Origin of the sequence: Pseudomonas sp. PS02302 (assembly GCF_029959585.1) — a bacterium.
In the GTDB taxonomy this organism is placed as follows: domain Bacteria; phylum Pseudomonadota; class Gammaproteobacteria; order Pseudomonadales; family Pseudomonadaceae; genus Chryseomonas; species Chryseomonas aestiva.
In genome coordinates, this window is sequence record NZ_JASCON010000014.1 from 20,433 (window position 1) to 46,297 (window position 25,865).

At 65.7% G+C, this 25,865-nt stretch carries 27 protein-coding genes; 16 read left to right on the top strand and 11 right to left on the bottom strand.

Translation table 11 applies throughout. From position 1 onward, the window contains the following. The first annotated feature begins 1 nt into the window (after nt 1). The 8 genes from murD (at nt 2) to lpxC (ending at nt 9,494) form a co-directional block, all read left to right on the top strand. Entirely contained in the window at nt 2-1,345 is a 1,344-nt protein-coding gene (gene murD / locus QMX82_RS07060) for a UDP-N-acetylmuramoyl-L-alanine--D-glutamate ligase (protein ID WP_282281869.1), read from the top strand. Beyond that, the gene (gene ftsW, locus QMX82_RS07065; protein ID WP_133862632.1) at nt 1,345-2,544 is read left to right on the top strand and encodes a putative lipid II flippase FtsW; all 1,200 of its coding nucleotides are present in this window, start codon (nt 1,345-1,347) and stop codon (nt 2,542-2,544) included. The genes murD and ftsW overlap by 1 nt, the downstream gene beginning before the upstream one ends. After that, nucleotides 2,534-3,604, top strand: coding sequence for an undecaprenyldiphospho-muramoylpentapeptide beta-N-acetylglucosaminyltransferase (gene murG / locus QMX82_RS07070; protein WP_282281870.1), 1,071 nt, complete (start codon nt 2,534-2,536; stop codon nt 3,602-3,604). The genes ftsW and murG overlap by 11 nt, the downstream gene beginning before the upstream one ends. A gap of 34 nt (nt 3,605-3,638) precedes the next feature. Further along, nucleotides 3,639-5,054: a UDP-N-acetylmuramate--L-alanine ligase gene (gene murC / locus QMX82_RS07075; protein ID WP_222613606.1), complete on the top strand. Its 1,416-nt coding sequence runs from the start codon at nt 3,639-3,641 to the stop codon at nt 5,052-5,054. 65 nt (nt 5,055-5,119) lie between these two features. Then, on the top strand, nt 5,120-5,974 hold the full coding sequence (locus QMX82_RS07080; RefSeq protein WP_208692468.1) for a cell division protein FtsQ/DivIB: 855 nt from the start codon (nt 5,120-5,122) through the stop codon (nt 5,972-5,974). A gap of 16 nt (nt 5,975-5,990) precedes the next feature. Further along, on the top strand, nt 5,991-7,235 hold the full coding sequence (ftsA, locus tag QMX82_RS07085) for a cell division protein FtsA (RefSeq protein ID WP_017640704.1): 1,245 nt from the start codon (nt 5,991-5,993) through the stop codon (nt 7,233-7,235). Nucleotides 7,236-7,288: 53 nt separating this feature from the next. Beyond that, a complete protein-coding gene (ftsZ, locus tag QMX82_RS07090; protein ID WP_282281874.1) occupies nt 7,289-8,470 on the top strand; it encodes a cell division protein FtsZ in 1,182 nt (393 codons plus the stop codon). A gap of 109 nt (nt 8,471-8,579) precedes the next feature. Then, nucleotides 8,580-9,494 (top strand): UDP-3-O-acyl-N-acetylglucosamine deacetylase, encoded by a 915-nt coding sequence (gene lpxC, locus QMX82_RS07095; RefSeq protein ID WP_208692466.1) that lies wholly within the window; start codon nt 8,580-8,582, stop codon nt 9,492-9,494. A gap of 59 nt (nt 9,495-9,553) precedes the next feature. On the opposite strand, the gene QMX82_RS07100 is transcribed toward lpxC, so the two are convergent. The 4 genes from QMX82_RS07100 to QMX82_RS07115 form a co-directional block, all read right to left on the bottom strand. Next, entirely contained in the window at nt 9,554-9,892 is a 339-nt protein-coding gene (locus QMX82_RS07100; RefSeq protein ID WP_208692465.1) for a HopJ type III effector protein, read from the bottom strand. After that, nucleotides 9,889-10,182: a DUF1244 domain-containing protein gene (locus tag QMX82_RS07105; RefSeq protein ID WP_208692463.1), complete on the bottom strand. Its 294-nt coding sequence runs from the start codon at nt 10,180-10,182 to the stop codon at nt 9,889-9,891. Before QMX82_RS07105 ends, QMX82_RS07100 begins: the two co-directional genes overlap by 4 nt. Nucleotides 10,183-10,197: 15 nt before the next feature. Then, nucleotides 10,198-10,896, bottom strand: coding sequence for a dihydromonapterin reductase (gene folM / locus QMX82_RS07110; RefSeq protein ID WP_282281877.1), 699 nt, complete (start codon nt 10,894-10,896; stop codon nt 10,198-10,200). A 96-nt stretch (nt 10,897-10,992) separates the two neighbouring features. Further along, nucleotides 10,993-11,553, bottom strand: coding sequence for an antibiotic biosynthesis monooxygenase (locus tag QMX82_RS07115; protein WP_282281879.1), 561 nt, complete (start codon nt 11,551-11,553; stop codon nt 10,993-10,995). A 220-nt stretch (nt 11,554-11,773) separates the two neighbouring features. On the opposite strand from QMX82_RS07115, the gene QMX82_RS07120 reads away from it, so the two are divergent. From QMX82_RS07120 to QMX82_RS07130, 3 genes are all read left to right on the top strand, one after another. Beyond that, nucleotides 11,774-12,223 (top strand): flavodoxin, encoded by a 450-nt coding sequence (locus tag QMX82_RS07120; protein WP_208692456.1) that lies wholly within the window; start codon nt 11,774-11,776, stop codon nt 12,221-12,223. Nucleotides 12,224-12,335: 112 nt separating this feature from the next. Then, nucleotides 12,336-12,719, top strand: a complete 384-nt coding sequence (locus tag QMX82_RS07125; protein ID WP_208692454.1) for a CidA/LrgA family protein — start codon at nt 12,336-12,338, stop codon at nt 12,717-12,719. After that, nucleotides 12,712-13,401, top strand: a complete 690-nt coding sequence (locus QMX82_RS07130) for an LrgB family protein (protein ID WP_183632846.1) — start codon at nt 12,712-12,714, stop codon at nt 13,399-13,401. Before QMX82_RS07125 ends, QMX82_RS07130 begins: the two co-directional genes overlap by 8 nt. Here the strand turns inward: QMX82_RS07130 and QMX82_RS07135 are convergent. After that, nucleotides 13,398-14,204, bottom strand: a complete 807-nt coding sequence (locus QMX82_RS07135) for a SirB1 family protein (protein WP_282281888.1) — start codon at nt 14,202-14,204, stop codon at nt 13,398-13,400. The two genes, QMX82_RS07130 and QMX82_RS07135, sit on opposite strands and share 4 nt — an antisense overlap. A 207-nt stretch (nt 14,205-14,411) precedes the next feature. Here QMX82_RS07135 and QMX82_RS07140 point away from each other — a divergent pair, with 207 nt between their 5' ends. Beyond that, on the top strand, nt 14,412-14,885 hold the full coding sequence (locus QMX82_RS07140; protein ID WP_282281889.1) for a phosphate-starvation-inducible protein PsiE: 474 nt from the start codon (nt 14,412-14,414) through the stop codon (nt 14,883-14,885). A 79-nt stretch (nt 14,886-14,964) separates the two neighbouring features. On the opposite strand, the gene QMX82_RS07145 is transcribed toward QMX82_RS07140, so the two are convergent. Further along, the gene (locus tag QMX82_RS07145; protein ID WP_208692446.1) at nt 14,965-17,580 is read right to left on the bottom strand and encodes a DEAD/DEAH box helicase; all 2,616 of its coding nucleotides are present in this window, start codon (nt 17,578-17,580) and stop codon (nt 14,965-14,967) included. A gap of 124 nt (nt 17,581-17,704) precedes the next feature. Between QMX82_RS07145 and QMX82_RS07150 the strand changes: the two genes are divergently transcribed. Beyond that, nucleotides 17,705-17,875: a hypothetical protein gene (locus tag QMX82_RS07150; protein WP_208692444.1), complete on the top strand. Its 171-nt coding sequence runs from the start codon at nt 17,705-17,707 to the stop codon at nt 17,873-17,875. 106 nt (nt 17,876-17,981) lie between these two features. Here the strand turns inward: QMX82_RS07150 and pyk are convergent, their stop codons facing one another. Next, the gene (gene pyk, locus QMX82_RS07155) at nt 17,982-19,433 is read right to left on the bottom strand and encodes a pyruvate kinase (RefSeq protein ID WP_133862537.1); all 1,452 of its coding nucleotides are present in this window, start codon (nt 19,431-19,433) and stop codon (nt 17,982-17,984) included. Nucleotides 19,434-19,629: 196 nt separating this feature from the next. Here pyk and QMX82_RS07160 point away from each other — a divergent pair, with 196 nt between their 5' ends. After that, nucleotides 19,630-20,016 carry a tetratricopeptide repeat protein gene (locus QMX82_RS07160; protein WP_208692442.1) on the top strand — a complete coding sequence of 129 codons (387 nt, stop codon included), beginning with the start codon at nt 19,630-19,632 and terminating at the stop codon, nt 20,014-20,016. Between the two features lie 56 nt (nt 20,017-20,072). Continuing rightward, nucleotides 20,073-20,435 (top strand): PilZ domain-containing protein, encoded by a 363-nt coding sequence (locus QMX82_RS07165; protein WP_007162035.1) that lies wholly within the window; start codon nt 20,073-20,075, stop codon nt 20,433-20,435. Here the strand turns inward: QMX82_RS07165 and QMX82_RS07170 are convergent. From QMX82_RS07170 to QMX82_RS07180, 3 genes are read right to left on the bottom strand one after another with little or no spacing between them, the layout of a single operon-like run. Further along, nucleotides 20,420-21,217, bottom strand: coding sequence for a hypothetical protein (locus QMX82_RS07170; protein ID WP_282281901.1), 798 nt, complete (start codon nt 21,215-21,217; stop codon nt 20,420-20,422). The two genes, QMX82_RS07165 and QMX82_RS07170, sit on opposite strands and share 16 nt — an antisense overlap. After that, nucleotides 21,214-22,209, bottom strand: a complete 996-nt coding sequence (locus QMX82_RS07175; RefSeq protein WP_208692439.1) for an AAA family ATPase — start codon at nt 22,207-22,209, stop codon at nt 21,214-21,216. The genes QMX82_RS07170 and QMX82_RS07175 overlap by 4 nt, the downstream gene beginning before the upstream one ends. Beyond that, the gene (locus QMX82_RS07180; RefSeq protein ID WP_261793894.1) at nt 22,206-23,330 is read right to left on the bottom strand and encodes a DUF4350 domain-containing protein; all 1,125 of its coding nucleotides are present in this window, start codon (nt 23,328-23,330) and stop codon (nt 22,206-22,208) included. Before QMX82_RS07180 ends, QMX82_RS07175 begins: the two co-directional genes overlap by 4 nt. A 186-nt stretch (nt 23,331-23,516) precedes the next feature. On the opposite strand from QMX82_RS07180, the gene sbcB reads away from it, so the two are divergent. After that, nucleotides 23,517-24,962: an exodeoxyribonuclease I gene (gene sbcB / locus QMX82_RS07185; RefSeq protein ID WP_282281907.1), complete on the top strand. Its 1,446-nt coding sequence runs from the start codon at nt 23,517-23,519 to the stop codon at nt 24,960-24,962. A gap of 247 nt (nt 24,963-25,209) precedes the next feature. On the opposite strand, the gene mvaT is transcribed toward sbcB, so the two are convergent. Beyond that, nucleotides 25,210-25,593, bottom strand: coding sequence for a histone-like nucleoid-structuring protein MvaT (gene mvaT, locus QMX82_RS07190; protein ID WP_158894078.1), 384 nt, complete (start codon nt 25,591-25,593; stop codon nt 25,210-25,212). Between the last annotated feature and the right edge of the window lie 272 nt (nt 25,594-25,865).

Here is a 25,865-nt window from a genome sequence, read left to right on the forward strand (position 1 = left end):
AGTGCTCATCGCTTCCGACCAGTTCCGTATCGTCGTCGGCCTCGGCAAGAGTGGCATGTCGCTGGTGCGCTTTCTCGCGCGCCGGGGCGTGCCCTTCGCCGTGGCCGACACGCGGGAACAGCCGCCGGAACTGGAGGCCCTGAGAACCCAGTATCCCCAGGTCGAGGTGCGTTGCGGCGAGCTGGATGTCGACTTCCTCGCCCGCGCGGCCGAACTCTATGTGAGTCCCGGCCTGGCCCTGGAAACGCCGGCGCTGCAGGAAGCCGCCGCCCGCGGCGTGCGGCTGTCCGGCGATATCGAGCTGTTCGCACGCCAGGCCCAGGCGCCCATCGTCGCCATCACCGGTTCCAACGCCAAGAGCACCGTCACCACCCTGGTGGGTGACATGGCGTTGCGCGCCGGCAAGCGCGTGGCCGTGGGGGGCAATCTCGGTACCCCGGCGCTGGACCTGCTGGCCGATGACGTCGAACTCTATGTGCTGGAGCTTTCGAGCTTCCAGCTGGAGACCTGCGAGCGCCTCAATGCCGAGGTGGCCACCGTGCTCAACCTCAGCGAAGACCACATGGATCGCTACACCGGCATGCCGGCCTATCACCAGGCCAAGCACCGCATCTTCCGTGGCGCCCGCCAGGTGGTGGTCAATCGCGACGATGCCCTGTCGCGGCCGCTGATCGGCGATGACGTGCCGCGCCTGACCTTCGGCCTGGGACGGCCCGATTTCCGTGCCTTCGGCATTCGCGAGGAGGAAGGCCGTCGCTATCTGGCGCTGGCCTTCGACAACCTGCTGGATGTCGAGGAACTCAAGATCCGCGGTACCCACAACCACAGCAATGCCCTGGCCGCACTGGCCCTGGGCCAGGCTGCCGGTCTGCCGCTGGCACCCATGCTGGAAGCCCTGCGCGCCTTCCCGGGTCTGGAGCACCGCTGCCAGTGGGTCGGCGAGGTCGCGGGCGTCAACTACTACAACGATTCCAAGGCGACCAACGTCGGCGCTGCCCTGGCCGCGGTCGAAGGCCTGGGTGATGACATCGCCGGCCAGTTGGTGCTGATCGCCGGTGGCGACGGCAAGGGCGCCGATTTCAGTGCCCTGCGCGAGCCCATCGCGCGTCACTGTCGCGCCGTGGTGCTGCTGGGACGCGATGCGGCACGGATCGCCGAGATCCTGCCGGCCACCGTGCAGCAGGTGCATGTCACCACCCTCGAAGAAGCCGTGGCCGAGAGCCGCCGGCTGGCCCAGCCAGGCGACGCCGTGCTGCTGTCGCCGGCCTGCGCCAGTCTCGACATGTTCCGCAATTTCGAAGAACGCGGACGGCTGTTCGCCCAGGCCGTGGGAGCTCTGGCATGATCCTCAGCCTGCTGCGCCCCTATCCCTCGCCGCTGGCCAGCCGCCACGGCATCGACCTGGACTTCCCGCTGCTGGCGGGCTGCCTGCTGCTGCTCGGCCTCGGCCTGGTGATGGTGACCTCGGCTTCCTCCGAAGTGGCCGCCGCCCAGTCGGGCAATCCGCTGTACTTCATGTACCGCCACCTGGTCTACCTGGCGATCGGCTTCGTCTCCTGCGGCGTGGTGATGCTGATCCCCATGGCCACCTGGCAGCGCTTCGGCTTTCCGTTGCTGATCATCGCCTTCCTCCTGCTGGTGGCGGTACTGGTGCCTGGCATCGGCCGCGAGGTGAACGGCTCCCTGCGCTGGATCGGCTTCGGCATCTTCAACGTGCAGCCCTCGGAGATCGCCAAGGTCTTCGTGGTGCTCTATCTGGCCGGTTACCTGGTTCGTCGTCAGCATGAGGTGCGCCACACCTGGGCCGGCTTCTTCAAGCCCTTCATCGTGCTCCTGCCGATGGCCATGCTGCTGCTGCGCGAACCCGACTTCGGCGCCACCGTGGTGATGATGGGTGCCGCCGGTGCCATGCTGTTCCTTGGCGGCGTCGGCCTGTTCCGCTTCCTGATGATGGTCGCCCTGGCCGTGCTGGCGGTGTTCGTGCTGGTGCAGACCCAGTCCTACCGGATGCAGCGGCTGATCACCTTCACCGATCCCTGGGCCGACCAGTTCGGCTCCGGCTACCAGCTGACCCAGGCGCTGATCGCCTTCGGTCGTGGCGGCTGGACCGGTCTCGGCCTGGGCAACAGCATCCAGAAGCAGTTCTATCTGCCCGAGGCCCATACCGACTTCCTCTTCGCCGTGCTGGCCGAAGAACTCGGCCTGATCGGGGCCATGGCCACCGTCGGCCTGTTTCTCTTCGTCTGCGTGCGCGGGCTGTTCATCGGTCACTGGGCCGAGCAGTCCAAGCAGTTCTTCTCGGCCTATGTGGCCTACGGCCTGTCGATGCTCTGGATCGGCCAGTTCCTGATCAACATCGGCGTGAACGTCGGCCTGCTGCCGACCAAGGGCCTGACCCTGCCGTTCCTCAGCTACGGCGGCAGCTCCCTGGTGATCTGCTGCGTGAGCATGGGCCTGCTGCTGCGCATCGAGTGGGAGAGACGCACCCTGGTGGATACCGAGGATGTGGAATTCACCGAAGAGGATTTCGCCGATGTCCGCTAACGTCCTCATCATGGCCGGCGGTACCGGCGGGCACGTCTTCCCGGCCCTGGCCTGCGCCCGTGAATTCGAAGCCCGCGGCTATACCGTGCACTGGCTGGGTACCCCGCGCGGCATCGAGAACGACGTGGTGCCCAAGGCCGGCATCACCCTGCACCACATTCCGGTCACCGGTCTGAGAGGCAAGGGCGTGCGCTCCCTGGTGAAGGCGCCGCTGCAACTCAGCGGGGCGCTCATGCAGGCCATGGGGCTCATGCGCCGGCTCAAGCCGGTCTGCGTGCTGGGGCTGGGTGGCTTCGTCACCGGTCCTGGTGGCCTGGCCGCCAGGCTGTGCAACATCCCGCTGGTGATCCACGAACAGAATGCCCATGCCGGCACCGCCAACCGCCTGCTGGTGCCCATGGCCGCACGGGTCTGCGAAGGCTTCGCCGACACCTTCCCGGCGTCCGCCAAGCGCCTGTCTACCGGCAATCCGGTGCGCGCCGAACTCTTCGTCCCGGTGACCCGCGCGCCGCTGGAAGAGCGCGTCGCCAATCTGCTGGTACTGGGCGGCAGCCTCGGCGCCGAGCCGCTTAACAAGCTGCTGCCCGACGCCCTGGCCCAGCTGCCCGCTGGGCTGCGACCCAATGTGCGCCACCAGGCCGGTCGCCAGCATGCCGAGGTGACCGCCGAGCGCTACGCCAACGTCGCCGTGGAGGCCGATGTCCAGCCCTTCATCGCCGACATGGCCGCTGCCTATGCCTGGGCCGATCTGGTGATCTGCCGAGCCGGTGCCCTGACCGTCGCCGAGCTGACCGCCACCGGTCTGCCGGCGCTGCTGATCCCCCTGCCGCACGCCATCGACGACCACCAGACCAGCAATGCGCGCTTCCTGGAGCGCGCCGGTGCCGGTGTGGTGCTGCCGCAACATTCCACACGCCCGGCGGATCTCGCCGCGCAGCTTACCGAGGTCCTGATGCATCCCGAACGTCTTGCCGGCATGGCCGCTCGCAGCCGTGCCCTGGCCAAACCCGATGCCACCCGTGCAGTCGTCGACGCCTGTCTGGAGGTGGCCCGTGGTTAAGTCGCAGAGTGCCATCCAGGCCGAAGTTCGGCGCATGCGCAGCATCCGGCGCATCCATTTCGTCGGTATCGGCGGCGTCGGCATGTGCGGCATCGCCGAGGTGCTGCTGAACCTGGGCTACGAAGTCTCGGGCTCGGACCTCAAGGAATCCGCGGTGACCGCGCGCCTGCAGCAATTCGGCGCGCGCATCTACATCGGCCACCGCGCCGAGAACCTGGATCAGGTCGACGTGCTGGTGGTGTCCAGTGCCATCAACAGATCCAATCCGGAAGTCTCCGCCGCCCTCGAGCAGCGCATTCCCGTGGTGCCCCGCGCCGAGATGCTCTCCGAGCTGATGCGCTATCGCCATGGCATCGCCGTGGCCGGTACCCATGGCAAGACCACCACCACCAGTCTGATCGCCTCGGTGTTCGCCGCCGAAGGCCTGGACCCGACCTTCGTCATCGGCGGCCGCCTCAATGCCGCCGGTACCAATGCGCAGCTTGGCACCAGCCGCTACCTGATCGCCGAGGCCGACGAGAGCGACGCCAGCTTCCTGCACCTGCAGCCCATGGTCGCCGTGGTCACCAATATCGACGCCGACCACATGAGCACCTACGAAGGTGACTTCAATCGGCTCAAGCGCACCTTCGTCGATTTCCTGCACAACCTGCCGTTCTATGGCCTGGCCGTGCTCTGCGTCGACGATCCGGTGGTGCGCGAGATCATTCCCCAGGTCGCCCGACCCACCGTCACCTACGGTACCGCCGAGGACGCCGACGTCCGTGCCGTGGATATCCGCCAGGAAGGCATGCGCACCTATTTCACCGTGCTGCGCGAGGGCCGCGCGCCGCTGGCGGTCTCGGTCAACATGCCGGGCGTGCACAACGTGCTCAACGCCCTGGCGACCATCGCCATCGCCACCGACGAAGGCGTCAGCGACGAGGCCATCCTCAATGGCCTGTCCGGCTTCCAGGGAGTTGGGCGGCGCTTCCAGGTCTATGGCGAACTGCCGGTCGCCGGGGGCAGCGTCATGCTGGTGGACGACTACGGTCACCATCCCCGTGAAGTTGCCGCAGTGATCAAGGCCGTGCGCGGCGGCTGGCCCGAACGCCGGCTGGTGATGGTCTATCAGCCGCACCGCTTCAGTCGCACCCGCGATCTCTACGAAGACTTCGTCCAGGTGCTGGCCGATGCCAACGTGCTGTTGCTGATGGAAGTCTATCCGGCCGGCGAAGAACCCATTCCCGGCGCCGACAGCCGCCAGCTCTGCCACAGCATCCGCCAGCGCGGTCAGCTCGATCCCATCTACGTCGAGCGCGGCAGCAACATCGCGCCGCTGGTCAAGCCACTACTGCGCCCGGGCGACATCCTGCTCTGCCAGGGCGCGGGCGACATCGGCGCACTGGCGCCGCAACTGTTCAGCCATCCGCTGTTCGCCACTGCCGCGACCACCGGGAGTTCGGCATGAGCCGCCATCCGTACAACCCCTTGCCGGCAACCGCTGTTGCCGGCGCGCACGTGGAGGGCTGAACCTTGGTCGCCACCCTACGTCACAACCAGCCCGGCTTCGGTCGGTCGCGCAACGTCGAACAACGGGGCGCCAGTCGTCTGGTCGCCGAAGAGCCGCTGTCGACCCGCCTGCCTCGCCCGAGTCTGGGGCTGCTCAAGCGCATCCTCTGGCCGTTCCTGCTGCTGGGGCTGGGCTTCGGCACCTATGAGGGTGCCCAGAAGTTGCTGCCCTATGCCGACCGACCGATCGCCAAGGTCAGCGTCAAGGGCGATCTCTCCTACATCAGCCAGGGCGCCGTGCAGCAGCGCATCGCGCCTTTCGTGGGTACCACCTTCTTCCAGGTCGACCTGGCCAACATGCGCCACGAGCTGGAAACCATGCCGTGGATCGCCCATGCCGAGGTCCGCCGGGTCTGGCCGGACGAGATCAGCATCCGCCTGGAAGAGCAGATGCCCATCGCCCGCTGGGGTGACGAGGCGCTGCTGAACAACCAGGGTGAGGCTTTTGCCCCGCAGGATCTGGCCAACTATGACAATCTACCGCGGCTGTACGGCCCCAAACGGGCCCAGCAGCAGGTAATGCAGCAGTACCAGATGTTCAGCCAGATGCTCCGGCCGCTCGGTTACACCGTGTCGCGCCTGGAAATGCACGAGCGTGGCAGCTGGTACCTCACCACCGGTCAGGGCCTGGAACTGGTGTTCGGCCGCGACCAACTGGTGGAAAAGATGCGGCGCTTCATGCGCCTGTACGATCAGGTGCTCAAGGCACAGATGGACAATATCGCGCGGATCGATCTGCGTTATCCGAACGGTCTGGCTGTGGCCTGGCGTGATCCCGCTGTCGCCGCCACCCCCGTGACCGAACCGGCCAAGCATTGAGGAGAAGTTTTTTACTATGGCAAGCGTGCAAAGCGGCAAGATGATCGTCGGCCTCGACATCGGCACTTCCAAGGTCGTGGCTCTGGTCGGCGAGGTGTCTTCCGATGGTCAGATCGAGATCGTCGGGATCGGCACCCATCCGTCGCGCGGGCTCAAGAAGGGCGTGGTGGTCAACATCGAATCCACCGTCGCCTCCATCCAGCGGGCCATCGAAGAAGCCCAGCTGATGGCCGGTTGCCGGATCCACTCGGCCTTCGTCGGCATTGCCGGCAATCACATTCGCAGCCTGAATTCCCACGGCATCGTGGCGATCCGCGATCGTGAAGTGAGCCCGGCGGACATCGAGCGGGTGCTCGATGCTGCCCAGGCGGTGGCCATTCCCGCCGACCAGCGCGTGCTGCACACCCTGGCCCAGGACTATGTGATCGACAACCAGGAAGGGGTGCGCGAGCCCCTCGGCATGTCCGGCGTGCGACTGGAAGCCAAGGTCCATGTCGTCACCTGTGCCGTCAACGCTGCGCAGAACATCGAGAAATGTGTTCGTCGTTGCGGTCTGGAAGTCGACGACATCATTCTTGAACAGCTGGCTTCGGCCTATTCGGTACTGACCGACGATGAAAAGGAACTGGGTGTCTGCCTGGTGGACGTCGGCGGCGGCACTACCGATATCGCCATCTTTACCGAAGGCGCCATCCGCCATACGGCGGTGATACCCATTGCTGGCGACCAAGTCACAAATGACATTGCCATGGCCTTGAGAACCCCAACGCAATATGCCGAAGAAATCAAGATTCGGTATGCTTGTGCTTTGGCGAAACTGGCTGGGCCGGGCGAAACCATCAAGGTGCCCAGCGTGGGTGACCGTCCGCCGCGAGAATTGTCGCGTCAGGCCCTCGCGGAAGTGGTCGAGCCCCGTTACGATGAGCTATTCACATTGGTGCAAGCGGAACTGCGCCGCAGTGGTTACGAGGATCTGATCCCCGCAGGGATCGTACTCACCGGTGGTACCGCGAAGATGGAAGGCGCGGTCGAACTGGCGGAAGAGATTTTCCATATGCCGGTACGCCTGGGGGTGCCCCAGACGGTCAAGGGTCTGACTGACGTAATCAGCAACCCGATCTATTCCACAGGCGTCGGCCTGTTGCTCTATGGTCTGCAAAAGCAGACCGATCCCTTGCCGGTTGTTTCTGGCGGATATAGCAGCGAAACCAAATCCACAGTCCTGGAACGCATGAAGCGTTGGGTCCAGGGCAACTTGTAATTCACAATTAAACCGCGGCAGTAGGCGAAGATCCGAAAGGAAGAGAGGGGACCATGTTCGAACTCGTAGACAACATTCCACAAAGCGCCGTGATCAAAGTTATCGGCGTGGGCGGTGGCGGTGGCAATGCCGTCAACCACATGGTCAAAAGCGGTGTTGAAGGCGTCGAATTCATCTGTGCAAATACCGACGCCCAAGCCCTGAAGAACGTCACATCCCGGACCGTGCTGCAACTCGGCCCGGGCGTCACCAAGGGTCTTGGTGCGGGCACCAACCCGGAAATCGGCCGCCAGGCGGCCATGGAAGATCGTGAGCGCATCGCCGAAGTCCTCGAAGGCGCCGACATGGTCTTCATCACCACCGGCATGGGCGGTGGCACCGGTACCGGTGCCGCGCCGATCATCGCCGAGGTGGCCAAGGAGATGGGTATCCTGACCGTTGCCGTGGTCACCCGTCCGTTCCCCTTCGAAGGCCGCAAGCGCATGCAGGTCGCCGACGAAGGCATTCGCTCCCTGTCCGAATGCGTCGACTCGCTGATCACCATCCCCAACGAGAAGCTGCTGACCATCCTGGGCAAGGACGCCAGCCTGCTGGCCGCCTTCGCCAAGGCTGACGACGTCCTCGCCGGCGCCGTTCGTGGTATCTCCGACATCATGCAGCGTCCCGGCCTGATGAACGTCGACTTCGCCGACGTCAAGACCGTGATGGGCGAGATGGGCATGGCCATGATGGGTACCGGCCACGCCAGCGGTCCGAACCGTGCGCGCGAAGCCACCGAAGCCGCCATCCGCAACCCGCTGCTGGAAGACGTCAACCTGCACGGCGCCCGCGGCATCCTGGTCAACATCACCGCTGGCCTGGACCTGTCCCTGGGTGAATACGCCGCCGTCGGCGAGATCATCGAGGACTTCGCGTCCGAGCACGCCACCGTCAAGGTCGGCGCGGTGATCGATCCGGAAATGCGCGACGAGCTGCACGTCACCGTGGTCGCCACCGGCCTGGGTGCGCGCATCGAGAAGCCGGTCAAGGTGGTGGACAACACCACTCAGACCCTGGCCGCGGCCCGTCAGGAAAGCGCTCCGGTCAACTACGACGACCTCAAGTACCCGACCTCGATGCGCTCCGGTCGTGGCAGCCAGAATCATGGCGGCTCGGCAGCGGCGACCAAGGTCAATCCCAACGACGACCTGGATTACCTGGACATCCCGGCCTTCCTGCGTCGTCAGGCTGATTGATCGGGTATATCACAAGCCAGGGTGTGATTAGTGGGCATCGATTTTCGCATCTGCTATCATCGCGACTTCGTTGAACACCATTCGCACCCTGCGACCGAGCGGCCCTGGCATGATTAGACAACGCACCCTCAAGAACACCATTCGCGCCACTGGCGTCGGCCTGCATTCCGGGGAAAAGGTTTACCTGACCCTGAAGCCGGCTCCCGTCGATACGGGGATCGTGTTCCGTCGCACCGATCTCGATCCGGTCGTGGAAATCCCAGCCTGGGCCGAGAACGTGGGTGAAACCACCATGTCGACCAACCTGTTCAGTGACAATGGCGTCAAGGTCGGTACCGTTGAGCACCTGCTGTCGGCCATGGCCGGTCTGGGGATCGACAATGCCTACGTCGAGCTGTCCGCGGTCGAAGTGCCGATCATGGACGGCAGCGCCGGTCCCTTCGTGTTCCTGATCCAGTCCGCCGGTCTGCAGGAACAGGAAGCGGCCAAGCAGTTCATCCGTATCAAGCGTGAAGTCAGCGTCGTCGACGGTGACAAGCGCGCCACCTTCGTGCCCTTCGACGGCTTCAAGGTGACCTTCGAGATAGATTTCGATCATCCGGTGGTCAACAACCGTACCCAGAAAGCCTCGGTGGACTTCTCGAGCACCTCCTTCCTCAAGGAAGTCAGTCGTGCCCGCACCTTCGGCTTCATGCGCGACCTGGAATTCCTGCGTTCGCACAACCTGGCCCTGGGTGGCAGCGTCGACAACGCCATCGTGGTGGACGAGAAGGGTGTGATCAACGAAGACGGCCTTCGCTACGAAGACGAGTTCGTCAAGCACAAGATCCTCGATGCCATCGGCGACCTCTACCTGCTCGGCAAGAGCCTCATTGGCGAATTCCGCGGCTACAAGTCCGGCCACGCCATGAACAATCGCCTGCTGCGCGCGCTGCTGGCCGATCGTGATGCCTGGGAAGTAGTAACCTTCGAAGACTCCGGTCTGGCACCGATTTCCTACATGAGACCCGCGGCTGCCGTCTGAGCCCGGTCCAAGAAAAAAGCCCTGCATCCGCAGGGCTTTTTTTATGGTCGCTGCAAGGCCTAGCGACGCGTCAGGGGCTCGCCCTGGAAGCTCACGCTGTCCAGGCCATGGGCGATAAGGGCGCGGATATTGGTGTGATCGCTACCCTCGGGCGTCTGTAGGACGCTGCGATAGTGCTCGCCAAAGGCCAGCAGGGCCTCTTCATCGCTCAGCCCCTCGAGTCTGGCCAGCCCCAAGGTCTTGCAGGAGCCTTCGTTCTGGCCCGCGGCATTGTCCACCTCGCCGTTGCGAAAGGCGGTGGGCTGGTAGCGGTAGTGCTCGGCGACAAAGGCCAGGGTATCGGCGAAGGCATGGTCGCCCTGGGCCAGGCTGGCGCGGAAGCTGGCGAGATCGCTCATTTGCGCTGCTGCTCCTGGAAGGTCGCGGCCTGGGCCGGCGAGGCTTCGGTCTGGTACTGGGCTTTCCAGTCGGCATAGGGCATGCCGTAGACGGCCTCGCGGGCATCATCCAGGCTCAGTTCCAGGCCCTTGTCGTCGGCTGCGGCCTTGTACCACTTGGACAGGCAGTTGCGGCAGAAACCGGACAGATTCATCAGATCGATGTTCTGTACATCGGTGCGCTTGCGCAGGTGCTCGACCAGGGTGCGGAAGGCAGCGGCTTCCAGTTCCAGGCGGTCTTGTTCGGTCATGACTGATTCCTCTTGCTAGCGGCGGCCGTGGCGCAGGTGGCGCCCGCCGTTGACGGTGAAGGTACTGCCGGTGGCGTACTGGGTCGACAGCAGATAGAGCACGGTATCCACTATGGGGTCGGCGCCGGGTTCGAAATCCAGCAGCGCCTTGTCCAGGGTCGCCTCGCGATAGGCCTCGTCGGCGCCCTCCTTGAAGATCAGCAGCCCCGGCGCGATGGTGTTGACCCGTACCCTGGGTGCCAGGGCTTCGGCAAAGGACAGGGTCAGATTGTGCAGGGCGGCCTTGGTGGCGGCGTAGCCGATGTGATTGCGGCTGCCGCGTGTGGCGCTGTCATCCCCGATATGGATGATGTCGGCCCGCGGTGCGGCCAGCAGCAGGTCCTGCAGGCCCAGATTAAGGTGGTAGGGCGCTTCCAGATGCAGACGGTAGAGCAGCCGCAGGTTTTCCAGGCCGTCTTCGGCCCAGACCGAGGCGTTGTGCACGATGCCGCGCAATGCCGGATGGCGTTCATGCAGTTGCTGCAGCAGGGTGTCGCGCTGTGCCTCTTCCGCCAGATCGACCTGATAGGCCTCGATCTCGAGGTCACGCAAGGGACCCGGATCGTCGCGATAGACGGCGATGACGGGTTGGCTCTCCGCCAGCAGCCGGCGGGTCAAGGCGAGACCAACGCGGCGATTGGCGCCGGTGACCAGAAGGGGAAGGGTTGCGGACATGAGGGTACCCGATCCTGATGAGCGAGGCGGCCAGCGTACTGGCCGCGGCTATTGTACGCATTCGACTCGTCAGGATGCAGGCCGATCCGTGTCGGCCTAGCGGGCGCCGCTCCGCCAGTCGCCGGCCCGCGACGAGGCGGTGTGCAGCCAGCCCCTCAGCGCCCGGGTGATCAGGGGGATGAAGACACAGACCATGACCGGGGTAAGGATCAGGGTGCTCAGCAGGATGCGCGGCAACAGCGGCAGATGCGCCAGGTAATCGCCGAAAGCGGCATTGAACAGCAGCGAGATGGGAAAGAACGCCAGCCAGACGGCGATGCTCTGCTTCCAGCGCGGTGGCGGCTGGACGCCCGCGCCGAACCAGTCGTCCATACCCTGGGCGCGCCGTGCCAGGGGCGCTTCGAACAGGCCCTGGCCACGCTCCAGCCAGAGGCGCCGCGTTTCCGAGTGCTCCCAGGCATCGAGGGTCTGGGGACAGGCGAAGCGAAAGATGATCTGTACCAGGTTGTCGCCTGGAGGTGGGGTCAGGACCCCCGAACCGAGATAGCCGGGATACCCGGTGGCCAGGGCTTCGCCTTCGCGCAGCCAGATAAGAAAGGCATCGTATTGGCCGGCCGCGACGCGCCGCGCGACCATGAGGGTAACTGGCTGATTCATGCTCTAACTCCGGGCGATCGGGCCGGATAGGCCGGATGCCGTCATGCCGCCGGGTAGGCGGACAGGTGGCGAAAACGCCTGGGGTAGCAGGCGGCGCTAGCATAACAAGCCTTGAGACCCCTGGCTGCAGCCGGGGTTGCCAGCGGAGTCGTCTTGCTGACGGAGCGCCAAGCCGGGCTGCGCCAGGCATACTGGACGAGATTCCATGCAAGAGGTCCGTATGAAAGTCGCACTGTTGAATGGCTCGGTCTATGGCACCGCGGAAGATATCGCCCGGCAGGTGAAGGCGCGGTTGACCGCGGCAGGCCATGAGGTCTGGCACCAGCCCAATGCCGATCTCGCCAGCCTGGAGGCCTTCGCGCCCGAGTCGCTGCTGGCCATTACCTCCACCACCGGCATGGGCGAATTGCCGGCCAATCTGGAATCGCTGTATTTCCAGCTGCGCGATCGGTTGCCGCCCTGGTCCGGACGGCCCGGCGCGGTGCTGGCTCTGGGTGATTCCAGCTATGGCGACACCTATTGCGGCGGCGGTGAGCTGATGCAGGAGTTGTTCGCCGAGCTGGGGCTGCGCGAATTGCTGCCCATGCTGCGCATCGATGCCAGTGAAACGGTTACGCCGGACGAAGATGCCGAGCGCTGGGTCGCCGAGGTCACCGCCGCCCTGGGCTGATGTTGCCCGGGCGGCAAAGCTGCTTTACCCCTCCCGGTCCCGCCGCCTGGCCCGGTTTGCTGTCCTCGCCCCCTCAGCCTCGGTATCCTTGAGCGCCTAATGAAGATTTGAGATGGAGCCCTGGGTGAATAGATATCTGCGCCTGGCTCTGGAGCTGTGCGGATTGGGCGCGCTGTGGGCTTTGGGTACCTGGCTGGCCACCTATTACGCGTTGCCGGTCCCGGGCGGCGTGGTGGGCCTGGTCATGCTGCTGGTGCTGCTGGCCGCGCGCATCGTCGAGCCCGAGTGGCTGCAGGGCGGCGTGCGCCTGCTGCTGGGTGAGATGCTGCTGTTCTTCATTCCCGCCCTGCTGAGTCTGCTCGACTACGGTCCGCTGCTGCGGCAGGAAGGCGTGCGCATCCTGCTGGCCATCCTGCTCAGTACCGTGCTGACCATGGTCGCGACCGCCTGTACCGTGGACTGGATGTTCCGCCGTCGGGGGCGTCGCGATGCTTGATCTGCCTGGACTGTTCTGGCTGCTGCTGACGGTGGCGGGTTATGCGCTGAGTCGGCTGCTCTATGCCCGATTGCGCTGGTATGTGGTCAGTCCGATCATCTTCGTCACGGTGCTGCTCTATGCCGCTACCCTCTGGCAGCAGGTGAGCTATGCCGAATACGCCCACTACAGCCACTGGCTGATCACCCTGCTGGGACCGGCGACGGTGGCCTTCGCCGTGCCGATCTGGCAGCAACGCCGCTTGCTGGCGCGCTACTGGCAGGCGCTGCTGGCCGGTCTCTGCGTCGGCAGTGGCGTGGCCATCGGCAGTTCCTGGCTGCTGGCCCGGCTGCTGCTGCTCGACGACCGGGTGCTGCTGTCCATGCTGCCACGCTCCATCAGCACCCCCTTCGCCATGCCGATGTCCGCCACCGTGGGGGGCGTCCCCGAGTTGACCGCGGCCTTCGTGATGATCACCGGCCTGGGTGGCGCCATTCTCGGCAGCCTGCTGATCAAGCTGCTGCCGCTCAAGTCGGCCCTGGCCCGCGGTGCCCTGTTCGGCATGGGCGCCCACGGGGTGGGGACCAGCAAGGCCTACGAGGTCGGTCTGGAGGAGGGCACCGTGGCCGGACTGGTCATGGTGCTGGCCGGCCTGAGCAATCTGCTCGGCGCCCAGCTGGTGCTCTGGTTGCTGCGCGGCTAGTGCAGGGTGGCGGAAGGCGCGCCCAGTCGCTCCAGCCGCCGCCTCACCTGCTCGCGTTCGGCATCGTCTTCGCTGATCAGCAGGGCGTGCTGCAGGTCGTAGCGCTCGGCCTGGGGGCAGTCGAGTTGGCGGTAGAGGTCGGCGCGCGCCAGGTGATCGATGACGCCGACCGCGCCCAGCTCGATGACCCGCTGGGCATCCTTGAGCGCGGCCAGCGGCTGGTCGCCCTGGCGATGCAATTCACGCAGGTTGCGCGAGAGGCGCTGCATCATCTGCCGCGGACCAAGGGGCGCCAGGTAGCTCGCCTGCAGTTGCGCGGTGGGGCCGAACTGATCCACCAGCAACTGACGGCAGTCGTTCATGTACAGGCGGCGTCCGCCAAAGGGTTCGAGCAGATGATCCGCGCCGGGGACGCGCAACAGGAAATGCCCGGGAAAGCCGATGCCCTGCAGGTTGATCTCCAGGCGCCGCGCCAGCTCCAGGGCTATCAGGGCGATCGACAGCGGTTGGCCGCGCCGCCGCGTCAGGACCTCGTCGAGCAGGGCCGCGGTAGGGTTCAGGGGCCACTCGGCGGCGCGAAAGCCGGCATCGCACAGCTGCCGTAACAAGGCCTGGGCTCGCTCGGAGTGACTGGCATCGCCATCCAGGGTGGCGATCAGGCGCAGCGCCAGATCATCCAGCGAGTGCAGCAGGGCCGGCGGATCGATCTGGTCATGGTGCTCGGCCGCGATCCACAGGGCGGCTTCCAGCAGCCGGGGATCGGGCCGGTCCAGGCAGGCGAGGCAGGATAGGCGCGCTTCCACAGTAGACTCCAGAGCCCTTGCGGGCTTTTCCTCAGGTTTTAGCCTGCCAGCGGCGGGCCGTCCAGTCTGCGACAGTTGCGCACTGGTCGGCGGTCCGGCTTCTCGCTATAAGAGCGGCTGGTGCCAGAGCAACCTTGAGAACGGGAATTTCAACATGGACGAGTCTGCAGGCGGGTGTATTCGGGCACGGCAGTGGGGTGACAGGCCATGAAATGGGCAGACAGCGGTCGCAAACGCATGCACGACGGGGCGAACGCCCTCGGCAACCTGATGGTGGAAGGCTTCCACTACTTCGGCCTGTTCGCCATTGGCGCGGCCACGGCCTGGGCCTCGGTGATGGCCTTCATGGAGATGTTCAACAAGGACCAGGCGAGCATCGATGACATCCTGCTGCTCTTCATCTATCTGGAGCTGGGCGCCATGGTCGGCATCTACTTCAAGACCAACCACCTGCCCATCCGCTTTCTGCTCTACATCGCCATCACTGCGCTGACCCGCTACCTGATCGGTGATGTCTCTCATCATCGGCCGCCGGATGTCGGGCTGCTGTATCTCTGCGGCGGCATCTTTCTGCTGTCGCTGTCGGTGCTGGCGGTCCGCGTCGCCTCGAACAAATTTCCTTCCAGCAAGGCGCTGGATGCGACGGGCGATGCGGTGGGTGAAGGCGTGGGCGACAAGTAGCGCCGCGCGGGCCTTCCCGGTCTGCTCCTGACGCCGCCGGTTGCCCCGCGGCGTCAGGCTAGGCCCCCTGCCTGGTTCACTAGCGGTCCAGCGGTGCCAGCAGCTGGGCCAGGTCGCTTTCGGTCAGGCGCCAGTCGCCGCTGTTCTCGCTGAGGATACCGGCGCTGAGACGGGCCTTTTCCTGCTGCAGCTGCTGGATGCGTTCTTCCAGCGTACCGCGGGCGATCAGCTTGTAGACGAACACCGGACGATCCTGGCCGATACGATAGGCGCGGTCGCTGGCCTGCTGCTCGGCGGCCGGATTCCACCAGGGATCGAAGTGGATCACCGTGTCCGCCGCCGTCAGGTTGAGACCGCTGCCGCCGGCCTTGAGACTGAGCAGGAACACCGGCACCTCGCCATTCTGGAAGCGCTGCACCGGGGTGCGTCGATCCCGGGTTTCGCCGGTCAGGCTGACGTACTCGATGCCGCGCTGGTCGAGGTCGGCGGCGATGAGATCGAGCATGCTGGTGAACTGGGAGAACACCAGGACCCGACTGCCGCCGGGGAGCAGGGCGTCGAGGCGCTCGTTCAGGGCCGCCAGTTTCGCCGAAGGCTTGGCCACGCTGGCGTCTTCGTTGGGCACCAGGCGCAGATCGCAGCAGACCTGGCGCAGCCGCAGCAGGGCATCGAGGATCAGCAACTGGCTGCGACCGATGCCCTGACGGGCGATCTCGGCGCGAACCCGTTCGTCCAGCAGCAGCCGCAGGTCTTCGTAGCGCTCACGCTGCGCGGTGCTCAGCTCGACCAGCTGGACGATCTCGGTCTTGGGTGGCAACTCGCTGGCGACCCGCTGCTTGGTGCGGCGCAGCATGAAGGGCCGCACCCGTGCCTTGAGCGCCGCCAGGCGCTGCACATCGCCTTCGCGCTCTACCGGAATGCGATAGGCCTGCTTGAAGCCCTTCTCGTCGCCCAGCCAGCCGGGCATCAGGAAGTGGAATTGCGACCAGAGTTCGCCCAGATGGTTTTCCAGCGGCGTGCCGGTCAGGCAGAGACGATGGCGGGCACGCAGGTGGCGTGCGGCCTGGGCGGCCTTGGTGGCGGCATTCTTGATCGACTGGGCCTCGTCCAGCACCTGCAGGTGGAAATCGTAGTCGGCCAGGCGCTCGGCATCGCGGGGCAACAGGGCATAGGTGGTGAGCACCACGTCGTGCTCCGGAATCCGCTCGAAGCGACTGCTGCGGGCGCTGCCCTGCAGGGTCAGCACGCGCAATCCGGGAGCGAAGCGGGCGATCTCGTCCTGCCAGTTGGGGATCAGGCTGGTCGGCATGACGATCAATGCCGGTGCGGTCAGACGCCCGGCGGCCTGTTCGACGAGGATGTGCGCCAGGGTCTGCAGCGTCTTGCCCAGGCCCATGTCGTCGGCCAGGATGCCGCCGACGTCCAGTTCGCGCAGCGCCTGCAGCCAGGCTACGCCGTCGCGCTGATAGGGACGCAGTTCGGCGTGCAGGGTGTCCGGCAGGACGACGGGCTCGGCCGCATAGCTGCGCAGACGCTCGGCGAAGCTGCGCAGGCGTTCACCGCCTTCCCATTCCAGCGGCAGGCGCTCGTCCAGCTCGGCCAGGCGTGCGGCGTCCAGGCGCGGCAGGCGCAGGGCTCGGTCCTGGGGGAGGCGGTCGGTGGCATAGAGCTCGCCAAGGATCTGCAGGATCGGCTTGAGCCGACCCAGGGGCACGGCGACCCGTTGCACGCGACCCTGCGGGCCGGCGAGGCGCGGAGGATCGATGCGCAGCAAGACGGGTTCGTCGTCTGCGCGTTTGGCCAGCATCGCCGGCTCGTACTGGGAGGGTTCGCGACGCAGGGCGTCGATCAGCAGCGGAATCAGGCTGACGCGGCGCTGGCCCAGGCGGATGCCCAGCTCTACATCGAACTGGCCATTAGCGATGGTCGGGTCCTGCACCTCTTCGAGATGACCGTACCAGCCTTCCACCGGGGTCAGGTCGAAGGTGAATTCGGGATGGGCCTCGATCTGCCAGCCGGCTTCGCGCAGACCGGGGATGACCTGCTGCACGAATCTGAGCCAGGCCAGGTCGTCCGGCAATTCGAACATCTCGCCACTGTCGTCGGGCAGCGCGGCGCTGCGTCGGGTGGCCAGGCGCAGGCCGTGATCGAGCAGCGTCTGCCGCCAGCGTTGTTCGGTCGGCAACTGCCGCACGGGATAGTCGGCGTCCGGGGTGCGCGGTGGGGCACCGAACAGGCGCCGGGGGCCATAGGCGAAGGCCAGGGCGGCGCGATGACGCACCGAAGGTCGCATCTTGCCGATGTGCCGGTCGTAATCGATCTGGGTATGGCTGCCGAGGGTCAGGACCGGTTGCGGCAACTCCGGATTGGCAACCGGCGTGGCCGGCAGGTCGGCCTCACTGCGTTGCAGCCGTTCGAGCTCGATGAGGGCGGCGGCGGCATGCTTGCAGTTGCGGCCGATTGGACAGGTGCAGCGGGCGTCAACCCGCCAGGCGGTCTCGCCCGCACGCAGGCTGATCGCCTGGCGATAAGCCGGTCCGGCGGGGCTGCTGCACTCGGCATAGAGCTGGCCCCTGGCCGCCGAGCGCAGCTGCACCAGGCCGTCGAGTGCCAGGCGCCGGCCGCGCTCGTAGTTGCGCTCCGTAAAGGCGCCTTTCCAGTCCTGCCACTTGAGCCGTTCGAAACGTAACGCCATCGTTCACCCAGGCTGTTCGCACCAAACCGGCTATTCTGCCACAGTCCGGCAGTCGCTCGTCGGACTCCCTTGATCTATGTGAGAATGAGAATATAGTGCATTAAGAGATCGAGGGAGCGAAACGATGCGTGAATCACCGTTGGCCAACGGTGCGCCGCTCAATGCCACGCGCCTGGCAGCCCGCCGTGAGGGGCGCTTGCGCTCGCTGCAGCGTGGCATCCTTATCGTCTGCAGCCTGGGCGTGCTGGGGGCAGCGGCCCTGCATCTGGCCGGTCTCGCCTTCAAGGGTTTCTAGTGCGGTCCTGCCGTATGCCCACTCTCTGGCCGTCCAAGAAAAAGCCTCGAGCAGTCACCTGTTCGGGGCTTTTTCGTCAGCACCGGTCAAGGACCGGCGGCAGGGATCAGACCAGCAGATCGCCTACGCGGTACATCTTCATGGTGTTGGTGCCGTCACGCTTGGTGTAGCTGTCGCCCTTGGTGAGGATGACCCAGTCGCCGTGTTCGACGATGCCACGCTTGAGCAGCTCGTCCACCGCCGCCTGGCTCACCTTGTTCGCCGGCATGGTGGTCGGGTCGAAGGGGATGGTGTGCACGTTGCGGAACAGCGCAGTGCGGGCCTGGGTGGCGCGGCTGGAGGCGAAGGAGAAGATCGGCACCGAGGAGCGCAGGCGCGACATGATCAGCGGGGTGTAACCGGTGTCGGTCAGGCTGATGATCGCCTTCACGCCGGGGAAGTGGTTGGCCACGTAGATGGAGGCCAGGGCGATACTCTCGTCCCAACGGGTGAAGGTATGGCCCAGGCGGTGGCTGGACAGCTTGCTGGTGGGCTGCTTCTCGGCACCGACGCAGACGCGCGCCATGGCCTTGACCGCTTCCACCGGGTACTGGCCGGCGGCGCTTTCCGCGGAGAGCATCACGGCGTCGGTGTTGTCCAGCACGGCGTTGGCCACGTCGGAGACTTCCGCACGGGTCGGCATCGGGCTGCTGATCATCGACTCCATCATCTGGGTCGCGGTGATCACCGCCTTGTTGAGGCGACGGGCGTGGGAAATGATGCGCTTCTGGATGCCCACCAACTCGGCGTCGCCGATTTCCACGCCCAGGTCACCCCGCGCCACCATCACGGCGTCACTGGCATGGATCAGGCCGTCCAGGGCTTCGTCGTCGGCCACGGCTTCGGCGCGCTCGATCTTGGCCACCAGCCAGGATTTGCCACCGGCGGCTTCCATCAGGCGGCGGGCTTCGTGCATGTCTTCGGCATCACGCGGGAAGGACACGGCCAGGTAGTCGACCTCCATGGAGGCGGCCAGCTTGATGTCGTCCCGGTCCTTGTCGGTCAGCGCGGGGGCGGTGAGGCCGCCGCCACGGCGGTTGATGCCCTTGTGATCGGACAGCGGGCCGCCGATCAGGGTGGTGCAGTGCAGTTCGGTGGCGGTCATGCCTTCCACGCGCAGAACCACGCGGCCATCGTCCAGCAGCAGTTCGTCACCCACGCGGCAGTCGGTGACCAGGCCCGGGTAGTCGATGCCGACCACTTCTTCGGTGCCTTCGGTGCGGGGATGGGCGATGGACAGGCGGAAGGGATCACCGACTTTGAGTTCGATGCGCTTGTTGACGAACTTGGCGATGCGGATCTTCGGACCCTGGAGGTCGCCGAGCAGGGCGACATGGCGACCGTGCTTGGCGGCGAGATCCCGTACCAGCTGACCACGGGCCCGGTGCTCGTCGGGCGTTCCATGCGAGAAGTTCAGGCGGGCGACGTCGATGCCGGCGATGATGAGCTGCTCGAGGACTTCCGGAGAATTGCTGGCCGGGCCGAGGGTGGCGACGATCTTGGTACGGCGATAAATCATGCAGTCTTTCCTTTAGCGGATTGCAACCATGAGTCGGCGCCTCAGCGCCGAGTCGACGTAGAACACGAAGCGCACCTCATTGTAGCGCTGTCGCGTGGCCAGCACATGACGGCTTTTCGCAGCTCCGTCACACCAATGGTCGTTTGCCCTCAAGAAGCGCGCCCCGGCGCCGATCTAGCGAACAGGAGGACTTTCCATGCGCCCTTATCTCTGCCTGTTCCTGCTGTTCGGCCTGACCGGCTGCACCAGCGTTTCGATGAATTCCTATCTCGACGCCGCCTACAAGTCCTATGGTGAAGGCGACTGCACCAATGCCCTGCTGCAGATTTCCCAGGCCGAGCGCAAGGGGCGCGCCCGCCCCTGGCTGCAGCCGGAATTCTCCATGCTGCGTGGCCAGTGTCTGGAGCAGCAGCAGCTGTACGCCGACGCCGCTCAGACCTATCGTTTCATCCAGGCCCGGTTCCCGGCCAGCGAATACGCCTTTCGGGCCCAGGCCCGACTGGACACCCTGCGCCAATTGGGGCTAGATGGCGGAACGGCCGTTGCGACGCCCCAGCCGGTGCGAAAACTACCGCAGCGCTGAGCTTTCCAGGACGTTGTCGGTAACGTGGCTTTACCGTGTGCAGGATGAATCGCACCATGACTCAGAATCGTCGTATCGAGCGCCACCAGCTGCCCTACTATCTGAAGGTGTTCAACCGCTTCACCGACAAGCCCATGGGCTACATCGGCAACATCTCCCGCGAGGGGTTGCTGATGATCAGCCAGCTGCCCATGCTGGTGAATGCGCGTTTCGAACTCCGGCTGAAGATTCCGGGGCAGGACGGTCAGCTGCACTTCGTCGACTTCGACGCCCGCTGCCAGTGGAGCCACGAAGACGTCACCCCGGGCAACTATGACTCGGGTTTCAGCGTTGCCGAACCGCCAGCGGAATTCGCCGAGCTGATCGACGTGTTGCAGCACTATTTCACCTTCGGCCGCCTGTCTCAGTCGGCGGCCTGATCCGGATCGCCGGCATTCCATAGCTGCAACAGGCGGGTCTGCAGATCCGCCGTCGCGCTGGCAGGCAGGCAGCGGATTTCCCTTCGCGCCAGACGCGCGGCCAGGCGCTCGCCCTGAAGCCTGGTCTGCCAGGCCTCGGCATAGCGGCGGGCATCGCGCCAGGTACGGATGTCGTCAGGCTCCGCCATCTCCTCCAGTGCGGTGTCGACCAGCCAGAGCTGCAGGCCACGTCGCCCCAGCTCCAGGCGGCCGAGCCAGGCTGCCCTGTCTTCATCCAGTGGCGCCATGACCACCAGGATGCTGCCGGGTTGCGCCTGGTTGCAGAGCCGCGCCAGCGCCGCCTTTAGATCAGCCGTCGCGCCTGGGGCCGCCGGTGGCAGGGCCGCAGGCCTCAGAGGGCGAGCGGACGTGGCCGCCGCCAGCAGGCACAGCTCGGGATCGAGACCGTAGAGCCGCAGCTCATTGCCGCTGGCCGCCAGCGCCTGCCAGAAGCCCAGCGCCTGTTCGCGGCTTCCGCGCTCGTCGGTCCTTGCCAGTCCCGGGCTGGCGATCAACAGATGCACCGGTGTGTTCGCCCGCAGGCGTGCCCTGACTGGCTGCGCGATGAGCGGCGGATGCGCTCGGGTTTCCCGCGATTGCCGGCGCTCCAGCAAGGCCAGCCCCAGTAGCAGCAGCGCCCCTGCGGCCGGCAGGGCCTGCCAGCGCGGCGGCGCCAGCCAGCCCAGGATCAGGCTGAGCAGGGCCAGGGCGCCCAGTGCCAGGGGCAGCCAGCGCTGGATCATGGGCGCGGTGCCGGACACTGTCCCAGCAGCTTGAGAATCTGGCCATCCAGGCTGTCACCCTCGAATTCGCGCTCTGGGGTCAGCCGCAGGCGTGGACGCAGCACGGCGGGCAGCAGGGTGCGCACATCCTCGGGCGTCACGCTGTCGCCACCCCGCAGAAAGGCCTGTGCCTGAGCCAGACGCAGCAAAGCCTGCCCGGCACGCGGCCCGGCGCCCTGCTCGAAGGCCGGCCATTCCCGGGTGAGCCGAATCAGGCGCACCGCATGCTCAAGGACCGGCTCCGCGACCGGCAGACCGGCCACCAGTCGCTGCAGGGCTGGCAGATCCCGCGCCTGCAGCAGCGGGCGCAGGGTCGCGGTTTCCAGGGGATCGCCATGACCCTGCTGGACAGCCTGGCGCAGGGCGGCGAGCTCCTGGCCTTCTGCCGGCCACTCCAGTCGCAGGTGCGCCAGGAAACGATCCCGTAGCGCCAGCGGCAGGTCGCTGCCCGAGGAGCGGGTAGCGATAACCATGAAGGGCGCTGGCAGGGGCACCGGGCGGCCGCCCAGACTCAGCTGGCGACCCTGCAGGGCGTCGTCCAGCAGGTTGAGGATCGCTGGCGGCGCCCGCTGCAGCTCTTCGAGCAGGACCAGGGAGTTGAACAGGGCCCCCCGACGCAGACGGGCACTGTCGCTGCCGGCGTCCGTGACGATTTCGCCGGCCACCTCGGCAGGGGGCAGGGCCGGATGGCAATGCAGCCGGGCGAAGCCGGCGTCCAGGCTGGCGGCCAGGGCGCGAACCAGCAGCGTCTTGCCGGAGCCGGTCGGGCCTTCCAATAGCAGGTGACCGCCGGCCAGCAGGGTGGCGAGCAGACCGTCCACGGCGGCCTCCTGCTGCGGCAGCACCTTGAGCAGCGCCTGTCGCAGGGCCTGCAGCCGGGCCAGGGCGCGGGCCTTGACGCCGCTTTCGCCGGAGTCCGCCGGGGTGGCGTCAGGAGCAGAGCTGTCGGTCATCGGAAGTCCTCGGAAACGGGGGGGCGCACGGCCAGGCGCAACAGGCGCAGCTGGGCGATACGGCGGGTGAAGTCGCGGGTGGAGAGGCGCGCCGGGCTGGGCCGCATCGCCTCGCCCACCACACGGGTACTCAGGCCGCTCAGGCGCGCCAGATATTGCCAGCGCTCGGCCACAGTCTGGTCGGTGAGTTCGGGGCGGCGACGGTGCACCTCGCGCTGGATATCGCGCTGCAGGGTGGCGATCAGTTCGGGCCAGCGTCTGGCGTCACGCCGGGGCGCCGGATGGTCCTGGCGGCGTTTCAGCCAGAGACCCGCCGCCAGCGTCAGGAGCAGCAGGGCCAGGCCATAGCGTTGCAAGGCGTCCAGCCACAGGGGGAGCGGTGGCGCCGGGGCGATCAGGGTCACCGGCGCGCCCTGGGTGAGGTACCACAGCAGCCAGGCATTGTCGTACTGGGCGAGGTGGGCGTTGCTCCAGAGATCGGTGTCCGACAGCAGCGTCACGCTGCCGTCCCCCCAGGGCAGCATCAGCATATGGGTGGCGCTGGCGCTGCTGGCCCAGGCCACCGCCTGATCACCGACATCGAACAGGTGGCGGCTGTCGTCGAAGCCGAGGTAGGCGGGGGCGTCGTCCTCGGCGAGATAGAGCTGGGTCAGGTTGGGCCAGAGCGGCAGCGCCATGATGGGTGGGGCGGCACCCCCCAGCTCGCGGGTCGGCATGGGACGAACGCCCAGGGTCGCGCTGAGCGCCAGAGTGCTGTCATCGGCGACGGCCACCAGATGGCCGCCCGCCTCGACCCAGTCCAGCAGCGTCTGCGCCTGAGCCTCCGCCAGGGGCGGATTGCCGGCCAGCCAGAACCTGACGTCTCCGGCCGGCAGCTCGGCGAGTTGCTCGGGTTGGCCGTGCTGCACCCGGCTGCCGAAATGCTGCAGGTAGGCCGCGGCCAGCGCCTGGGGAGCGGCGCTGCGCGTGGCGGCGGCGAGTTGGGTGGCGGTCTGCCGCGCCGTCCGGCTGTCGAGCCCCTGATGGGTCAGGCGCAGGCTGCCCGGGCCGCTGTCGGATTGCGGCGGCAGGGGGCAGGACAGCGGCTCCTGCTGCGCGAGGCAGGCGAGGGACAGGGTCAACGCCCAGACGGCGGCACCCAGGCGTGCGCCGATACCTCGGCACCTGGAGCGAAGGGAGAGCCGATCGACTGAACGCATGGGTAGAGAGAATACGCGGTAGACAGGCACCAGAGCCTAGCGGGTGCGGGCGCTCGGGAGCAAGGCGCACGACGATGCTAGACTGCGCCGATTCTAGGGGAGGGCGGTGTGACGCAAAGTATCTTCTGGTACGACTTCGAGACCACGGGGATCGATCCACGGCGGGATCGACCGCTGCAGGTGGCCGGGGTGCGTACCGATCTGGAGCTCAATGAAATCGAGGCGCCGCTCAACCTGCACTGTCAGCTGAGCGAGGATGTCCTGCCCCATCCGGCCGCCTGCCTGGTCACCGGTATCCTGCCCGCTACCCTGCAGCGCCTGGGGCTGCGTGAGCGCGACTTCGTCCAGCGCCTCCACGAGGAGTTGCGGCGTCCCAACACCTGCGCGGTCGGCTACAACAACCTGAGATTCGACGACGAAATGGTACGGCACAGCCTGTACCGCAACTTCCACGATCCCTATGCCCGCGAATGGCAGCAGGGCAACAGTCGCTGGGATGTGCTCGGCCTGATCCGGGCGCTCTATGCCTTCCGCCCGGAGAGTTTGAGTTGGCCGCAGGACGCTGAGCGCGTTTCCCTGCGCCTGGATCGCCTGACTGTCGCCAACGGCATCGAACACGCTCAGGCCCATGACGCCCTGGCGGATGTCCGCGCGACCCTGGCCCTGGCGCGTCTGGTCAAGCAGCGGCAACCAAGGCTCTATGACTATCTCTGGACGCAGCGCCAGAAGAAGGCGGCGCTGGCGCGCATCCGTCTGCTCGAACCCCTGTTGCACGTCTCCGGCCGCTTCAGCGCCGAGCGACATTTCCTCGCACCCGTGCTGCCGCTGGCCTGGCATCCGGTCAATCGCAACGCGCTGATCGTCTGCGATCTCGGCCTGGCGCCGGAGCCGCTGCTGGAACTGGATGTCGAGACCCTGCGCGAACGCCTCTATACCCGGCGGGAGGCGCTGGCCGAGGGTGACCTACCGGTGCCGCTGAAGCTGGTACAGATCAACAAGTGTCCGATTCTGGCGCCCTTCAGCGTCTTGCGCCCTGCGGACACGGAGCGGCTGCAATTCGATCAGGCCGCCGTCTGGCGCCGCATCCGCCAATTGCTCGACCAGCGTGCGACCTGGCAACCCAAGGTGCAGGCGCTCTATGCCGAGGCCTCCGGTTTTGCCACCCAGGAACAGGATGTCGAAGAGAGACTGTACGACGGTTTCATTGCCGCCGAAGAGCGGCAACTCTGCGAACAAGTTCAGCAGTGTCCGGCAGAGCAACTTGGCAGCCGGTCCTGGCCCTTTCAGGATGAGCGACATCCGGAGCTGTTCTTTCGCTATCGTGCGCGCAACTTTCCCGAGTTGCTGACCGCGGAAGAGGGGGCGCGCTGGCGACAATTCTGTCGGCAGCGCCTGCTGGGTGAAGAGGGTCAAGGCCATATGACCTGTCCACAATTCATTACCCTGGCCGAACAACTGCAGCCTGAGGTGGCCAGCGAGCAGATCCCTATTCTCGAAGCCTGGTCCGCCCATGTTCGGGCGTTGATGCAGCGGTTGGACAATTCGGTTGTCTGAAGTCGCGAACCACAGATATCGTTCAGAGACGTTTGCTTACACCTAGGGCGTGCAAAGCCCCAAGTCCCGCGGCCGATGACTGCAGCTTCAGCTGAGAAGGATGTTGCTTGGACAATATGAAAGACGCCGCGAACGGTCGCGTCGGTAGAGTATTGAAACGGGCAATCGGCGTTTTGGAGTTAGCCGGTTAGCGCAACCGGCTGCCGTGCAGGCAAAAAAAACGCCGGCTAGCCGGCGTTTTTCCTCATCAATCCAGCAGGGTTACCCAGGATTCGACATCGTCCGAACCCCACTTGGCTTTCCACTCTTTCAGTGTCTTGTGATTGCCACCCTTGGTTTCAATCACTTCGCCATTGTGCGGATTCTTGTATTGCTTAACTTTGCGGGCGCGCTTGGGCGTACTGCCACTGCTGGCCTTGGGCGTACGGGTCTGGCGAGCGGGCTTGGCTTCGGTATCGAGAATGCCGATGATGTCACGCAGGGATTTCTGATACTCACCCATCAGCGCGCGGAGTTTCTTTTCGAATTCCAGCTCACGCTGCAGTTTGTCATCCTCTTGCAGCGACTTCAGGCGCTCCTGCAATTCCTTGATGGCTTCTTCGGTCTGACGATATTCGTTGATGAGCGACATAAACGGCCTTTGTTCTGAGTGATGCAGAGATGAAAGTCTGCATCGATCATAGATTGGCTATTGGAATAAGTAAACTGTCCGCCTGACAGCCCGATAATTAAAGTGGCGTTCGTCGCAATAAGGATGTTGGCAGGGGCGCGCAACTTTCAGCAGGGCGGCAGTGGAACTTGTCGGCCCTTACTTTTCCTTTGTAACGTCTTTACCCCAGCCTTACAGGCGCGCGCTGTGGTGCCCTGCGCCGCTCGACGCTGCAGGCGACTGCGCCTAGAATG

Excerpts from the sequence above, each read along its gene's own strand:
- murG (WP_282281870.1), top strand. The coding sequence starts at position 2,534 with ATGTCCGCTAACGTCCTCATCATGGCCGGCGGTACCGGCGGGCACGTC.
- murC (WP_222613606.1), top strand. The coding sequence starts at position 3,639 with ATGCGCAGCATCCGGCGCATCCATTTCGTCGGTATCGGCGGCGTCGGC.
- ftsA (WP_017640704.1), top strand. The coding sequence starts at position 5,991 with ATGGCAAGCGTGCAAAGCGGCAAGATGATCGTCGGCCTCGACATCGGC.
- ftsZ (WP_282281874.1), top strand. The coding sequence starts at position 7,289 with ATGTTCGAACTCGTAGACAACATTCCACAAAGCGCCGTGATCAAAGTT.
- lpxC (WP_208692466.1), top strand. The coding sequence starts at position 8,580 with ATGATTAGACAACGCACCCTCAAGAACACCATTCGCGCCACTGGCGTC.
- QMX82_RS07100 (WP_208692465.1), bottom strand. The coding sequence starts at position 9,892 with ATGAGCGATCTCGCCAGCTTCCGCGCCAGCCTGGCCCAGGGCGACCAT.
- QMX82_RS07105 (WP_208692463.1), bottom strand. The coding sequence starts at position 10,182 with ATGACCGAACAAGACCGCCTGGAACTGGAAGCCGCTGCCTTCCGCACC.
- folM (WP_282281877.1), bottom strand. The coding sequence starts at position 10,896 with ATGTCCGCAACCCTTCCCCTTCTGGTCACCGGCGCCAATCGCCGCGTT.
- QMX82_RS07115 (WP_282281879.1), bottom strand. The coding sequence starts at position 11,553 with ATGAATCAGCCAGTTACCCTCATGGTCGCGCGGCGCGTCGCGGCCGGC.
- QMX82_RS07120 (WP_208692456.1), top strand. The coding sequence starts at position 11,774 with ATGAAAGTCGCACTGTTGAATGGCTCGGTCTATGGCACCGCGGAAGAT.
- QMX82_RS07125 (WP_208692454.1), top strand. The coding sequence starts at position 12,336 with ATGGAGCCCTGGGTGAATAGATATCTGCGCCTGGCTCTGGAGCTGTGC.
- QMX82_RS07130 (WP_183632846.1), top strand. The coding sequence starts at position 12,712 with ATGCTTGATCTGCCTGGACTGTTCTGGCTGCTGCTGACGGTGGCGGGT.
- QMX82_RS07140 (WP_282281889.1), top strand. The coding sequence starts at position 14,412 with ATGAAATGGGCAGACAGCGGTCGCAAACGCATGCACGACGGGGCGAAC.
- QMX82_RS07145 (WP_208692446.1), bottom strand. The coding sequence starts at position 17,580 with ATGGCGTTACGTTTCGAACGGCTCAAGTGGCAGGACTGGAAAGGCGCC.
- QMX82_RS07150 (WP_208692444.1), top strand. The coding sequence starts at position 17,705 with ATGCGTGAATCACCGTTGGCCAACGGTGCGCCGCTCAATGCCACGCGC.
- pyk (WP_133862537.1), bottom strand. The coding sequence starts at position 19,433 with ATGATTTATCGCCGTACCAAGATCGTCGCCACCCTCGGCCCGGCCAGC.
- QMX82_RS07160 (WP_208692442.1), top strand. The coding sequence starts at position 19,630 with ATGCGCCCTTATCTCTGCCTGTTCCTGCTGTTCGGCCTGACCGGCTGC.
- QMX82_RS07165 (WP_007162035.1), top strand. The coding sequence starts at position 20,073 with ATGACTCAGAATCGTCGTATCGAGCGCCACCAGCTGCCCTACTATCTG.
- QMX82_RS07170 (WP_282281901.1), bottom strand. The coding sequence starts at position 21,217 with ATGATCCAGCGCTGGCTGCCCCTGGCACTGGGCGCCCTGGCCCTGCTC.
- QMX82_RS07175 (WP_208692439.1), bottom strand. The coding sequence starts at position 22,209 with ATGACCGACAGCTCTGCTCCTGACGCCACCCCGGCGGACTCCGGCGAA.
- mvaT (WP_158894078.1), bottom strand. The coding sequence starts at position 25,593 with ATGTCGCTCATCAACGAATATCGTCAGACCGAAGAAGCCATCAAGGAA.